Origin of the sequence: Microbacterium oxydans (assembly GCF_026559675.1) — a bacterium.
Classification (GTDB): Bacteria; Actinomycetota; Actinomycetes; order Actinomycetales; family Microbacteriaceae; genus Microbacterium; species Microbacterium oxydans_D.
The window spans coordinates 3,223,285-3,236,258 of record NZ_CP092891.1 but is presented as its reverse complement, the minus strand read 5'-3'; the positions used below and the strand labels follow the sequence as shown (position 1 = coordinate 3,236,258).

Below are 12,974 nucleotides of genomic sequence, written 5' to 3'. Positions count from 1 at the left end.
AGCGCTTGACTATCAAACCATATGATATTTCTGTGCCAGTGCCGACGACTCCCCAACATCTTGTCCGCCCACTCCTCAGAGAGGAGGTCTATGCCGCGCTACGCGCCGATATTGTCAGTGGTTGTCTTGCCCCTGGCGCATCACTAAATGAAGAGGACATCGCTGCGCGAGCCGGGGTCTCCCGCGCTCCGGTGCACGAGGCAGTGGGCATGCTGGCGCGGGAGGGGTTCGTCGAGGTTCTGCCACAGAAGGGCACACGGGTCTCTCGACCGTCACGTCGCACGACGGTCGATGCCCTCGTGGTCCTCCAGTACATGGCCCGCGCAAGCCTCGGCTCTCCTCTGCCATCCACATCTGCGGCATCGATGCCCGGGAGCGGGTCTCGACGAACCGCGGCTGATGACGGCGGGCGCGTCAGTGCGCTCGAGGTCGGGGGCGCGCTGCGCGACATCGTCGCAACCGCGCGGAATCGCACGTTGGATCGTGCGGCATGTGCGATCTGCGAGCACCTGCGATGGGCTGAAGCGGTGCTTCCCGCGGTCGTCCAGGAGATCGGCATGGACCCTGCCACGCACGATGATCTGGTCGCTGCCATCGTGGAGCGCGACGGAGAGCGAGCGGACGCGGCGATGCGAGCATGGCGTGATCAGGTGCTGGCACCGCCCCCTTCGAGGCCGTTGCAAGCTGGGCGCAGCATCCCGCGCAAGTTATTGCGCGATCAGGTGTACGCGTCGATCCTCGACGCGCTCGCGGACGGCACGCTGACCGCGGGGGACCACCTTCGGGAGGATGACCTGATGACCTGGCTCGGCGTCTCCCGCACCCCGGTGAAGGAAGCGCTCAACCGGCTGGAGATGATAGGGGTCGTCGAGATGCTCGCCGGCCGACAGGCGCTTCTCCCTGCCTTCGATCCGTACCGACTCGGGGAGGCGCTCGAGGCGCTGGCGATCTTCAGTGATCTGGCGCTGTGCACTGTGATCCCGCACATGGGAGACGATGCGCGCACGCTCCTCATCGAGCACTACGACGCCATGCGGGACGGTGCCACGCTGGGCGACTTCGGCGCCGCCATCTCCTGCTTCTCCGCGGCGCTCCTCCAGCTCGGCGAGGTGAGTGAAAATGCAACGCTCAACGCACTCATGGCCAGCATCACCCCCTGGCTGTACAAAGACGTGGGGGTGACGCTGACCGGAGACGTGACTCGGATCGCGGACTATGGGGAGCGGATGGGGGCGGCGGTGCGCCGTGCCGATGGCGCGGAGGCCGCCGTCCTCACCAGCCAGCTCCTTCGATGCAGCGCCAATGCGCTGCGGGCCGGCGGCTAGGCGGCTTCGCGGCCGAGAACACTCGCCTGCGCGTCGGCGCCGTCGGCGATGCGCCGTGCGATCCCGGCGATGGACGTGCTCGCACTTCCGTCCCCATAGGGGGACGGCGTCTCCGCGAGCCGATGCTGGTACTCCGAGTCTGCGAGCACTGCGTTGGCCGCCGCTGCGATGTCCTGATCCGGCGTGATGAGGGACGCGAACCCGGCCTCGACGGATTCCGGGCGCTCGGTGCTGCGGCGGATCACGAGGAGCGGACGCTTCAGTACGGTGCATTCTTCCTGTACGCCACCGGAATCGGAGACGAGAAGGTCGGCGCACAGGGCCAGGTCGAGGAAGTCGGCGTGGCCGGGAGAGTCGATCACGATGAGGTGGTCGAGGTACGTCGTGAGTTCGAAGCGCTCGATCGCCGCGCGGGTGCGGGGGTGGATGGCGAACACCACCGGTGCATCGATGTCGACCAGGCCCTGCAGTACTCGCCGTAGCGCCGGCTCGGTATCGGTGTTCTCCGGACGGTGGATGGTCGCGAGCACGAAGGACTCGGGGCGCTCGTCGTCACCCGGGAAGTGCTTCTCGACCATGCCGTCGCCGTTCTCGAGCGAGGACAGCGTGGCCTCGACGATCGTGTTGCCCGTGACGGCGATCCGACGCGGGTCGACCCCCTCGGCGAGGAGGTTCTCCCGGTTGTGCGTCGTGGCGGCGCAGTGCACGTCGGCGAGCACACCGGTGATGAGGCGATTGAGCTCCTCAGGCATCGCGCGGTCGTAGGAGCGCAGCCCCGCCTCGACGTGGATGACCGGGATGCCTGCGTAGTTGGCGGCCTGCGCTCCGGCCGACACGGCGTTCGTATCGCCCTGCACGATGACCGCTGCCGGGCGATTGCGGCGGAACTCGTCTCCGAGCGCCCGGATGGCCGTGGCGATCTGGGTGCTGCGATCGGCTCCGCCGATGCCCTCGAGCACGACGTCAGGGGCACCCAGCCCGAGCTGCTCCATGAATTGCCCGGAGAGCTCGTGGTCGTAGTGCTGACCGGTGTGGATCACGCGGGCGCGATCACCGAGTTCGGTGATGATGCCGGCGAGCTTGATGATCTCCGGGCGCGTCCCCAGAACTACCGCGATGTCCTTGCTCACAACTTCCTCCAGTGGTTCGATGTACAGTGCCTGTCGCGCTTAAATATTAGATTATGTTGCGACTACATAATTAGTATGGCACACTGAACTCCTGAAAGAAATATTAGATGCCCAGTCAAGATGGCTCGGGCGGGAAGCAGGCACAGATGTATGAGATCGGCACACCGATCGTCGGCGGCATCGCCGGCACGGTCGTCCTCGCCCAGACGGGCGCCAGCAGCTTCGGAATCGCGATCACCGGCCTCGTGCTGCTCCTCGCGGGTCTCGCCGTTCTGCGCACGCGGCTCGTCCGTCGTCGAGCCATCGCCCACGACGACGTCGCCTGACGAATCCATTCCGCGGCGGGGGTACGCCGCGGACACCTTCATCGATCGATCTGTAGGGAGATTGAAATGAGCACCATCGCAGAACCGCGGCGTAGATCCTTCGCCGCCCGCCGGAGGGAACTCCGCAAGCCGCCCCGTGCGCACATCCTGTTGCGCATCGCCCGAGTCCTCATCGCTCTCGCGATGGTCGCGTTCGGTCTGTACGTGATGATCTCCGAGCGGTCCATCCGCCTGTTCGAGACGGACCTGGCGTCTCAGATCTTCCCGATCGTCTTCGCTGACGAGGCACTGCGGGCCACCTCGCAGGGTGAGCCGGCGGTCGCGTTCGGCGTCGGCGACACCTGGTGGGCGCTGCGCGTCACCATCGAATGCGCGATCGCCCTCTATCTCGGCCCGGTCATCATGGTGGGCGGCCTGCTCACGGCCATCCCGCGGATGGGTCTGCTGCGCGTCTTCACCGCCACGACCATCGCCGTGGCCGCACTCCTTCTCTTGAACCAGGTCCGACTGCTGATGCTCGGCTTCGTGCTCGGCACCTACGGCCGGGGAGCGTTCGAATGGGCGCACAGCCTCGCCGGAAGCTTCCTGATGCTGTTCGGTCTGGCCGGCTGCCTGTTCCTCTTCTTCCGTGTCGTGATCCTCGGTTCGCTCCGAGGGCACCGCACCCAGATGGCGCAGAGCTGAGGCCCCGCCATGGAGATCCTCTTCGCAGTACTCAACGCCGTCGCGGCGATCGTCATCTGCCTCTCGCTGGTCTACTTCCTCACCGCCATGGGCGCCGGAATGCACGAACTCCGCAAGGGCAAGGTCAAGCTCAGCGTTCAGGGCGACACTCTCTACGAGAACCCCTTCGTCGGTGACCCCGAGACGTTCGACGTCTACTTCCTCATCCCGTGCCTCAACGAAGCTGCCGTGATCGGTGCGACCGTGTCGGCCCTCTCCGGCGGAGCGCGTTCCACGGTGATCGTGATCGACGACGGGTCGGACGACGACACGGCAGCGATCGCCGAACGTGAAGGCGGAGCGAACACCACGGTGCTTCGTCGCGTCCTCCCCGAAGCTCGCCAGGGCAAGGGTGAAGCGCTCAATGCCGCGTACCAGATGGTTCGCGACATGGTTGCCGAGCGTGGGCAGGACCCGTCACGAGTGCTCATCTGCGTGATGGATGCCGATGGAAAGCTCTCCGACGGCGCGCTCTCGCACATCCTTCCCCTGTTCGAGAACGAGCGGGTCGGCGGTCTGCAGCTCGCCGTCCGCATCCGTAACCGTTCCACCAACTTCCTCACCCGCTTCCAGGACTTCCAGTTCTGGTCGATGTCGGCTGTTACACAGTTCGGCCGTCGCAAGACGGGTACGGTGAGCCTCGGCGGTAACGGGCAGTTCACACGGCTGTCCGCTCTCGAGCAGCTCGGCGGCAAGCCGTGGTCGGCGTCTCTCACCGAAGACCTGGATCTCGCGATCTCCCTGTTGACCCGCGGGTGGAGCCTCGAGACGACGCCCCATGCGTCGGTGGACCAGCAGGCCGTCGAAAGCCTGAAGAAGCTCATCATCCAGCGTCGGCGCTGGTACCAGGGCCACATGACGGCCGGATCCCGAATCAAGGATGTCTGGGCCGACCCGCAGCTGAACAACGCGCGGGCTCTGGAGATCTCCGCCTATCTGGCTGTGCCGTGGCTGTTCGACCTTCCGTGGTCAATCCTGTGGCACTGGACGCTGTTCGGATTCATCACCAACTCGGGCGCGGTGTTCTCCTACATCGACGGATGGGTGAGCCTCGTCATCGGGCTGACAGCGTGGTATCTGCTCACCTTCGCCCCGTCGATCATGACGACCATCGTGTACTTCAAGCGTGACCGTCGCACCGGCCTCTTCCAGTGCATCCTGATGGGCCACGCGTTCCTCGTGATGAACTACCTCTCGTTCATCTGCGCCTGGGGTGCTCTGTACCGGATGATCCGGGGTAAGACCGGGTGGGACAAGACGACCCGCGTCGTCGAGACGCCGGCCCCGGTGGCCATCACATCATCGATCGCCGTTCCCGCCGCCGCGTGATCACATCCATCGATGCCCGACACACCCCTCCGGGCATCGATCGGGAAGGCTGTCCCTACACGGCCTTCCTCTGGCGGCGGCGGTGGGACTCGGGTCCGCCGTCTGTCGCAGAGGCCCCAGCGCTCCCCAGCGCTGGGGCCTCTTCTCGCTTGTATTTCTGATTGTGGATATCAAATACTAGATGTTGTGTCGGTTTGGCGGCTATCCTGGGGATATGCCCATCCCGACCAGCGCCGCCCCGCCGAAGCGCACGCTCCTGCGCGACCAGATCTTCGAACGTCTGCTTCACGCGGTCGTCGTCGGAGAGCTGGAACCCGGGGAAACCCTGGTCGACAGCCAGCTCGAAGAATGGCTGGGCGCCTCTCGCACTCCGATTCGTGAGGCGATCGGACGGCTCGCGAACCTCGGGCTCGTCGATGTCGTGCCGCAGAAGGCGACGAAGGTCGCGGCGCTCGACATCGTCCAGTTCGGCCAGATCATCGAGACCCTCGGAGCACTGGACACCGCCGTCATCCGTGAAGCGACTCCGCTCCTCACTGATGCCGACCGGAAGCAGCTGAAGCGCATCCGTACGGCTCTGGAGAAGGGCGTCGCGGCCGGGCCGTCGCCGCAGCGAACCACCGATGTGTTCGATCTGTTCCGGATCTTCCTCGACCGCTACGGCAACCGCACCACACTGCGCCTGGTAGAGCGCTATTCCCCGCACATGCAGCGGATCATCAATCACTTCGGCGCGAGGATCGACACCGACGCCGGCTTCCCGCAACTGTATGCGCTGATCGACAGTGCTGTCGGCGGAGATGCCGAAGCGGCCGCGGAGGCAAGCGCCGCGTACTTCAGCAGTGCGCTGATTCCGTTCGCAGACGGACTCGCGCCGGGTTCGAAGGAAGAAGGAACATCGTGACAGTCCCGACGACCGCCGCGGCGCCCATCAAGCGTCGCCTTCTGCGTGACGAGGCGTATGAGCAGATCCTCGGGGCGATCCTCGATGGAACCCTTGAAGCGGGTGAAGAGCTTCATGCGGACGCGCTCCAGACCTGGCTCGGCACCTCTCGCACACCGCTGCGCGAGGCGCTCACGAAGCTGGCCGAGGACGGCGTCGTCGAGCTCGTGGCGCACAAGTACACCCGTGTGGCGCCGTTGGACTTCCGCGTGATCAACGAGGGGATGTTCGCGAGCGGAGTGCTGCATGAGTTCGCAGCGCGCCAGGTGGTCGGAAAGATGGACGCCGTGAACCTGAAGGAGCTTCGTGCCTTCGCCAAGGCGGCGGCCACGGCGCAGAAGAAGGGGGACATCGTGGCGCTCGGCCCCGCGATCCGCGACTTCTTCCTCGTCTTCGAGCAAGCCACCGGCAACAAGGTGCTCGTCGACACCGTCGAATCGCTGAACCTCCAGCTGCTGCGATTCCTCACCCCGCGTGAAGAGCTCCTCGACACAGGACTGATCGTCGAGCAGATAACTCGGATCGCCGAAGCTGCCGAATCGGGTGATGCACAGCGCACCGGTGACCTGATTCACGCGCTGTATGAGCCCACCCGCCGCAATTTCCTTACCGTCTATCGGGATATGTGACGCCGCGCTCCCCTCCAGCGGATATCTATTTGCGTGCGGCGCGGCTCCGAGCGTGGCCGATGTGCTGACCCTGTCATTATGTGACCTACTAGAGTGATCAGAGGAACGACAGGAGCCCGCAATGCCCGTGCCTAAGACAGCCGAGAAGCCCGAGCGCAAGACGCTTCGAGAGGTGGCGAAGGAGCGCATCCGCGATGCGATTCTCGATGGCACGCTCACGCCCGGGGAGCGGCTCAATGACGACCAGCTGATGGAGTGGCTAGGCGTCTCGCGCACGCCGCTCCGTGAAGCGCTCAACGAGCTGGCGCTGGTCGGCCTCGTCGAGACCGCAGCGCAAAAGTACACGCGGGTTGCCGTCGCCAACGAAGACCACGTCGTCTACTACCTGCAGACCCTGGGTGCGCTGATCGGTGGCGTCGTGCGCGTCACCGTGCCGACGCTCGGCGCGACGGGGCAGAAGAGGCTCGCCGCCGAGATCGAGGCCGTCCTCAAGGCGACCCGCGCCGAAGACGCCACCGAGTTCAACGTCGTCAGCTGGAACCTCGTGCGCGTCGTCCTCGATCTCTGCGAGAACCCGGTGCTGGTCCGCGCGACCGCCGACACGCTCGACTCGGTGCTCTACCGTGCGACGCACTCGAGTGCGTCGTCGAGCCTCGACTGGGACATGATCACCCGTCGGTACGAGGCCCTCGCCGAGGCGATCGCCGAGAAGGACGCGATCAAGGCCGAGCTCGCCATTGAGCTGCTCTTCCGGCTGCCTGACGGCGACGCCGACTGAGGCAAGGTGGAAAGAAGGGGGCGGCCGGCTGGCCGCCCCCTTCTTCGTGCGCACGGCAGATGGTCACCCCATCTTGTAATCTGAAATACTTGATGTTATGATTATCTTGGTTCACCCCAGAATCACGGATCCCTCCCCAGGGTCCGCACCCCTGGAAGCCCGGCCGCCCCCCCGTGCGGCCGGGCTTCATCTCTTTCTCTGGCCGTTTACGCCTGCGTTAAGGCTCGTCTCGCATCCTGGAATCTCCACCGAGTGAAGGAGAAGGAATCATGGCGAAGCTGATGGAACGCGAGCAGGTGTGGCCCTCCCTTGGGGGAGGATGGTTCGCGCCGCGGGGGAGGGAGCGTCGAAGCGCCGCCCCGCTCGAGCAGACGGAGCCCGTCGGCGCCTATGCCGCGTATCTTGCCTGGCTGGAGGTGGAGGCACGAGCGGCTGCGGAGCTCGGAGCGCACGCGGCATGATGGGTGGGGCGGTGATTGCTCATTCGCCTAAGCCCCTGTTCTGATATACGATAATCTATGTGTCTAATATTTCACGCACTCGATCGTTTCGCGTCTGGTGGCTCGTCGGGCTCGTCGCCCTGGCCCTGGCCGCACTGCTGACGTATGCCCAGCTGACAGGCGGGGGAGCGTCCGGGCAGGGCGCCGCGGCGCCGACGCCATCCGCCGATGCCGACGTGAGCGCGAGTGTCGAGCATCCGATCGTTCGTCGCGACGAGGGAGACCCCGCGGCGATCGGCGCCGTCGATGCCCCGGTCGTGCTGGTGTACTGGACCGACATGCGATGCCCGTTTTGCGCGGTGTTCAGCCGCGACACGCTTCCGGCTCTGCTCGACGAGTACGTCGACGGGGGCAAGGTGCGCATCGAGTTCCGCGACGTCGCGTTCTTCGGTGAGGAGTCTGCCCGGGCATCCGCGGCGCTGGAGGCCGCCGGAAACCAGGGCCTCTATGTCGAGTACCTCGAGGCCGTCTACGCCGTCGCACCGGAGTCGGGCCACCCCGAGCTCACTCGGGAAGAGCTGATCGCGTTCGCCGAGCAGGTCGGCGTGCCCGATATGGCGGCCTTCACCACCGGCCTGGACTCACCCGCGGGCCTCGCCGCTGCTGCCCAGCGCACGCAGGAGGCGCAGCAGCTCGGCGTTACGGCCGTGCCGTTCTTCCTCGCCGGTGACACGGCGATGTCGGGGGCTCAGGCAACCGACGTGTTCCGCACCTTCCTCGACGACGCGCTTGCGAAGGCGGAGTAGCCTGTGGAACTCGGTCTGCTCGGGGCGCTGATCGGCGGCATCCTCACTCTGCTGAGTCCGTGCTCGGTCATGCTGCTGCCCGCGTTCTTCTCCTATGCGTTCACGACGCCGCGGTCGCTGCTGTCGCGCACCGGCATCTTCTACCTCGGACTCATCACGACGCTGGTGCCGCTCGGGGTGCTGGCCGGCACGCTCGGAGCGTTCGTCAACCAGCACCGCTTCACGTTCGTGACGGTCGCCGGAGTGATCGTCATCGTGCTCGGCGTGCTGATGCTGTTGAACATCCCGCTGCCGTTCCTCGGTCGCCGCAGCGCCACGGGGGGCACGTCGCTCGCTTCGGTCTACGCGCTCGGCACGATGTACGGCCTCGCAGGTGTGTGCGCAGGGCCGCTGCTCGGCGCGGTCCTCACGCTCGCGGCGCTCGGGGGGAATGCGTTCTACGGCGGACTCATCCTCCTCACCTTCGCGGCGGGCATGACCCTCCCCCTGCTGATCCTCGCCCTCGTCTGGGGGCGGCTCCCGTTCGTCCGCGCCCTCGTGCGCCCCCGCGAAGTGCGGATCGGCCGCTGGCGCAACACCTGGACGGGCATCATCGGTGGTGTGCTGACCATCGCGGTCGGCGTTCTGCTGCTCGCCACCTCGGGCACGACCGCGCTCGCCGGAGTGCTCGGCGCCAGTGACCAGGCTCGGCTGGAGAGCTGGATGCAGCAGGCGACCGCCGGGGTGCCGGATGGTCTCGTGCTGCTCGTGGTCGCCGTCGTGTGCGCGGGTGTCGGAGCGGTGTGGCGGGTCCGTCGATGGCGCGCTCGTGCCGTCGCGAGCGGCCCGAGCTAAGTGCTCACAGATGAACGGTTATCCCTCTTAATCGTTCATCTGTGAGCACTTAGCCGTGGAGGCTCGGGCGCTCAGGCGTCGCGGCCGAACTCGGCCACGCGCTTCTCGAGGAAAGCCGTCATGCCGTGGGCGCCGTCGGGGTGCGCGAAGGCCCGTCCGTATGCAGCTGTCTCCTGCGTGAACGCTGTCGCCCGGTCGGAGTCGACCGCCACGCGCAGAACCTCGCGGGCCAGCGCGATGGCGTGCGGAGAGCGGGGCCGTCCGGCCGTGAAGCTCGCGGTCGCGGCATCAAGGCTCGCTTGGTGTGACTCGTGCACGTGCGACACGAGACCGGCCTCTCGCGCTCGGTGCGCGTCGAGGACGAGATCGCCGAGGATCATCTCGTTCGCGACCGCCACCCCCGCCCGCTCGACGATGCGCCGCGTGCCGCCGAATCCGGGGATGAGCCCCAAGGTCGTCTCCGGCAGCGCGAACGACGACCGGTCGGTGGCGTGGATCCAGTCGCAGGCAAGGGCGAGTTCGAGCCCGCCTCCGACAGCGGGTCCGTCGACGCAGGCGATCACGGGCACGGGTGAGGCCTCGATCAGAGCCATGAGGTTCTTCGCCATCCGGGCGACCCCCTCCGCGCCGGCGGTCGGGTCGGCAGAGGCCCCGATCAGGTTCAGCTCCTCGATGTCCGCGCCGGCGCAGAACGCTCCTCCGGAGCCGTGGATGATGACCCCGCGCTGGTGCCGTGGCGGGTGCTGGAAGACCGAGATGAGGTCGCGCAGCATCTGCGCGGTCAGGGCGTTCCGGCGCGACGGTCGGATGAGGGTGATGCGGGTCACGTCGTTCTCCGAAGTGATCGCAAGATGTTCGTATGGCATGGTCATGAGTCCCAGATCGCTCCGAACGCGGGGATGCCGCGCTGTTCGAGGCCTTCGACGATGGTCCACGTCGTCGGCTGGTTGGATATGCAGATCACGGCCTCCACGCCGTGAGCGAGCGCTTCGTCGTAGGCGAGCTGCAGCAGGTCGGGCTTGCCCCGCTCCGTGGTGTCCCAGATGACCGCCGAGGGGATCGCCTCACGGATCTCCGCCACGAGCTCCTCGCCGTAGGTCCGCTCCGGCGTGCGCGTGGACCAGAGGAGCCGCGCCGGAGCCGTCTTCGCCAGGAGGTGCGGGAGACACGGGCCGATGCCGCTGCCGGTCGCGACCCACAGCACCGAGCGGAACAGCTGATCGATGTTGCCCACGCCGGCCGTCGGTATGCCTTTCACCCACACATGCTGCGGCTGGTCGTCGATGAAGTCACCCGTCCAGTCACCGGCCCGGGAGATGGTCAGGCGGAAGCCGGAGCGTCCGGGCGACGGCACGTTGGCGAAGGAATGCCACTCTCGAAGCGGATGGCGGCTGACCGCCGTGGACGACCCGGCGAAGGGCGTGACGCCGTAGTCGAACTCGGCGATCGCCACGTGATCCGACGGCTTCACGACACGGACGGGAACACGGCGCAGCCGGAGCCATGGAGCCGCGATGCTGAGCGTGGTCACGGCGAGCAGCCACACCGCGGGGGAGGAGGCGACCGACAGTGAGCCGCCGCCCTCCGCGAGAGTCAGTGCGATGGTCTGCGCCCAGATAACGGCCAGCAGCGACCAGCCGCCGAAGCGGTGCACGAGCTCGAACACGTTGTGGTGGCCGGCTCGCATCCGCGGCAGCGACGTCACGAGCATGCCGACGAGGATCACCGTCGCGGCGAGCATCGTCGCGATGAGGAACGCATCCTCACCGGCGTGGATCGTGAGCACACAGAACATGACGTACCAGCACGAGGCACTGATCGCGGCACCGACATGGACGCCACCGAAGCTGTAGATCTTGCCGAGCCCCCACCGCACCCGCAGCGGGAGGTGCGTCTTCGCCCGGGTCGCCAGCCAGAACAGCGCATTGATCACGAGCTGCTGACGGACGAGGGCCGCGACCGCGATGTTGATGCCGGCCGCCGTGAAGGCTGTGTCGGCGGTGAGGTCGTCGGTCGACAGCAGCACCACGGCCGCGGCGAGGTTGCCGAGGCATGCGAGCCAGAGCAGACGGTTGTAGGGCTTGAGATGACGCGAGCGTCGGATGCGCGCCGCCGATCCCACGGGCGGGAGGGCGGCTGCTTGCGTCGGTGGCCCGGGCAGCGCGGTCATGCGGCCTTCTCCAGCGACACGGATTCCGTGAGCGTCTGCGTCAGCAGGGCCCGATCGACCTTGCCGCGGGGGCTGAGGGGCAGGGCGTCGAGTGTGCGGATGACGGCGGGCACGCTGTAGTACGGCAGCACCGCGGAAGCCGCGGCACGCGCTGCATCCGGGTCTGCCGTGCTCGGCGTGATCACCGCGCCCAGCGTGCGGGAATCGAGCTGCACGACCACGGCCTTCTCGCATCCGCTCGCCCGCTCCAGCGCTCGCGCCACCGAGTCGAGCTCCACGCGGAAGCCGCGCACCTTGATCTGGTCGTCGGTCCGGCCGAGGTGGTCGAGGACGCCGTCGGACGTCCACCGCCCGAGATCCCGGGTGCGGAACATGCGGCCGCCGTCGGGGTGGAACGGATCGGGCAGGTATCTCGCATCGGTCAGTTCCTGATCGCCGAGGTAGCCGGCGGTCACACCGACTCCGCCGACCCACATCTCGCCGACCTCGCCCCCCGGTACCGGGTGGCGCTGCTCATCGAGCACATAGACGCTCGTGCCCGGGATCGGCGTACCGATCGACATGTCTCTCCCCGGCGCATGCTCCACGAGCGTGTTGATGATGGTGATCTCGGTGGGCCCGCAGGAGTTGAGGAAGCGGCGTCCCACAGCCCATTCATCTGCCAGCGGCTGTGGACAGCGCTCGCCGGCGACGGCCACCGTGCGAGCTCGCGCGCGCTCGGAAGAGAGGCCGGCGACGATGCTGGGCGTCGCGATGACGACGTCGACGGTCTCGGCCGTGGCAGCGATGTCGGAGCCGCGGATCACGAGTGTCCCCCCGTTGCTCAGCGTGCCCAGGATCTCCCAGGCCGCCATGTCGAAGGCGATGTTCAGGATCTGGCCGACGGTCGTTCCGGGAGTGATGCCGAGGTTCCCCGGGTGCTGCGACAGCAGATTCACCAGATTCGCGTGCGTGACGACCACGCCGTTGGGGGTTCCGGTCGTTCCGGACGTGAAGATCACGGCGCACGGGTCTTCCGGGGTTCCGAGAGCGGCAGGAGCGAGGGAGAGCGCGTCCGCTGCCTCGTCGATCGCGAACACGACCGGTCCCTCCGGCATCGCGGCACGGTGCGCGGCCGTGGTCAGGACCACCGGCATCTTCGCCTTCGCGGCGATGTGACGCAGTTGCGCGACGGGGGAGATCCGCGCGTCCTGCGGGCAATACGCGGCACCGGTCTTGAGCACGGCGAGGATGCCGACGACCATCGAGACCGAGCGCTGCAGGAAGATGCCCACGACGTCGCCACGGCCGACACCGACGTCGCGAAGTCGGGCAGCGAGAGCGGACGCCTCGCGATCCAGCTCCGCGTAGGTGAGCTCTGCGTGCGGGTCCCGAACCGCGACGGCTGAGGGATGGCGAGCGATCTGCGCCTCGATCAGCGCGGTGACCGTCGTCGTGGGGTACGCGGACCCGGGCCCGAAGGAGGCGGGCGGGAGGACGGAGGCGAGGGGGCGAGAAGCAGCCGAGGAGGAAGTCACGGTGGTTCCTTTCTGTACCTCTTC

The 12,974-nt window shown here is 67.0% G+C and carries 14 protein-coding genes; 10 read left to right on the top strand and 4 right to left on the bottom strand.

The features are described from left to right. The first annotated feature begins 32 nt into the window (after nt 1-32). Nucleotides 33-1,325, top strand: coding sequence for a GntR family transcriptional regulator (locus MME74_RS15635; protein WP_324170122.1), 1,293 nt, complete (start codon nt 33-35; stop codon nt 1,323-1,325). Here MME74_RS15635 and wecB read toward each other — a convergent pair. After that, the gene (gene wecB, locus MME74_RS15630; protein WP_267415986.1) at nt 1,322-2,455 is read right to left on the bottom strand and encodes a non-hydrolyzing UDP-N-acetylglucosamine 2-epimerase; all 1,134 of its coding nucleotides are present in this window, start codon (nt 2,453-2,455) and stop codon (nt 1,322-1,324) included. The genes MME74_RS15635 and wecB overlap by 4 nt on opposite strands. A gap of 107 nt (nt 2,456-2,562) precedes the next feature. Here wecB and MME74_RS15625 point away from each other — a divergent pair, with 107 nt between their 5' ends. From MME74_RS15625 to MME74_RS15585, 9 genes are all read left to right on the top strand, one after another. Beyond that, nucleotides 2,563-2,781, top strand: a complete 219-nt coding sequence (locus tag MME74_RS15625; protein WP_267415985.1) for a hypothetical protein — start codon at nt 2,563-2,565, stop codon at nt 2,779-2,781. A gap of 66 nt (nt 2,782-2,847) precedes the next feature. Then, nucleotides 2,848-3,465 (top strand): exosortase R, encoded by a 618-nt coding sequence (xrtR, locus tag MME74_RS15620; protein WP_267415984.1) that lies wholly within the window; start codon nt 2,848-2,850, stop codon nt 3,463-3,465. A 9-nt stretch (nt 3,466-3,474) separates the two neighbouring features. After that, nucleotides 3,475-4,833, top strand: a complete 1,359-nt coding sequence (locus tag MME74_RS15615; RefSeq protein ID WP_267415983.1) for a glycosyltransferase family 2 protein — start codon at nt 3,475-3,477, stop codon at nt 4,831-4,833. Between the two features lie 184 nt (nt 4,834-5,017). Then, the gene (locus MME74_RS15610; protein WP_267415982.1) at nt 5,018-5,737 is read left to right on the top strand and encodes a GntR family transcriptional regulator; all 720 of its coding nucleotides are present in this window, start codon (nt 5,018-5,020) and stop codon (nt 5,735-5,737) included. Continuing rightward, nucleotides 5,734-6,405, top strand: a complete 672-nt coding sequence (locus MME74_RS15605; protein ID WP_267415981.1) for a GntR family transcriptional regulator — start codon at nt 5,734-5,736, stop codon at nt 6,403-6,405. Before MME74_RS15610 ends, MME74_RS15605 begins: the two co-directional genes overlap by 4 nt. A gap of 121 nt (nt 6,406-6,526) precedes the next feature. Further along, nucleotides 6,527-7,183 (top strand): GntR family transcriptional regulator, encoded by a 657-nt coding sequence (locus tag MME74_RS15600; protein ID WP_267415980.1) that lies wholly within the window; start codon nt 6,527-6,529, stop codon nt 7,181-7,183. 269 nt (nt 7,184-7,452) lie between these two features. Further along, the gene (locus tag MME74_RS15595; RefSeq protein WP_267415978.1) at nt 7,453-7,644 is read left to right on the top strand and encodes a hypothetical protein; all 192 of its coding nucleotides are present in this window, start codon (nt 7,453-7,455) and stop codon (nt 7,642-7,644) included. 59 nt (nt 7,645-7,703) lie between these two features. Further along, a complete protein-coding gene (locus tag MME74_RS15590; RefSeq protein ID WP_267415976.1) occupies nt 7,704-8,429 on the top strand; it encodes a DsbA family protein in 726 nt (241 codons plus the stop codon). A gap of 3 nt (nt 8,430-8,432) precedes the next feature. Beyond that, nucleotides 8,433-9,263: a cytochrome c biogenesis CcdA family protein gene (locus MME74_RS15585; protein ID WP_267415975.1), complete on the top strand. Its 831-nt coding sequence runs from the start codon at nt 8,433-8,435 to the stop codon at nt 9,261-9,263. A gap of 71 nt (nt 9,264-9,334) precedes the next feature. On the opposite strand, the gene MME74_RS15580 is transcribed toward MME74_RS15585, so the two are convergent. From MME74_RS15580 to MME74_RS15570, 3 genes are read right to left on the bottom strand one after another with little or no spacing between them, the layout of a single operon-like run. Continuing rightward, nucleotides 9,335-10,090: an enoyl-CoA hydratase/isomerase family protein gene (locus MME74_RS15580; protein ID WP_267415974.1), complete on the bottom strand. Its 756-nt coding sequence runs from the start codon at nt 10,088-10,090 to the stop codon at nt 9,335-9,337. A gap of 41 nt (nt 10,091-10,131) precedes the next feature. Next, nucleotides 10,132-11,433 (bottom strand): hypothetical protein, encoded by a 1,302-nt coding sequence (locus MME74_RS15575; RefSeq protein WP_267415973.1) that lies wholly within the window; start codon nt 11,431-11,433, stop codon nt 10,132-10,134. Then, nucleotides 11,430-12,950: an amino acid adenylation domain-containing protein gene (locus MME74_RS15570; RefSeq protein ID WP_267415972.1), complete on the bottom strand. Its 1,521-nt coding sequence runs from the start codon at nt 12,948-12,950 to the stop codon at nt 11,430-11,432. The genes MME74_RS15575 and MME74_RS15570 overlap by 4 nt, the downstream gene beginning before the upstream one ends. Nucleotides 12,951-12,974 lie beyond the last annotated feature (24 nt).

What these genes read in the sequence shown, in the direction of transcription:
- xrtR (WP_267415984.1), top strand. Translation starts at nt 2,848, where the DNA reads ATGAGCACCATCGCAGAACCGCGGCGTAGATCCTTCGCCGCCCGCCGG.
- MME74_RS15600 (WP_267415980.1), top strand. Translation starts at nt 6,527, where the DNA reads ATGCCCGTGCCTAAGACAGCCGAGAAGCCCGAGCGCAAGACGCTTCGA.
- MME74_RS15595 (WP_267415978.1), top strand. Translation starts at nt 7,453, where the DNA reads ATGGCGAAGCTGATGGAACGCGAGCAGGTGTGGCCCTCCCTTGGGGGA.
- MME74_RS15575 (WP_267415973.1), bottom strand. Translation starts at nt 11,433, where the DNA reads ATGACCGCGCTGCCCGGGCCACCGACGCAAGCAGCCGCCCTCCCGCCC.
- MME74_RS15625 (WP_267415985.1), top strand. Translation starts at nt 2,563, where the DNA reads ATGCCCAGTCAAGATGGCTCGGGCGGGAAGCAGGCACAGATGTATGAG.
- MME74_RS15615 (WP_267415983.1), top strand. Translation starts at nt 3,475, where the DNA reads ATGGAGATCCTCTTCGCAGTACTCAACGCCGTCGCGGCGATCGTCATC.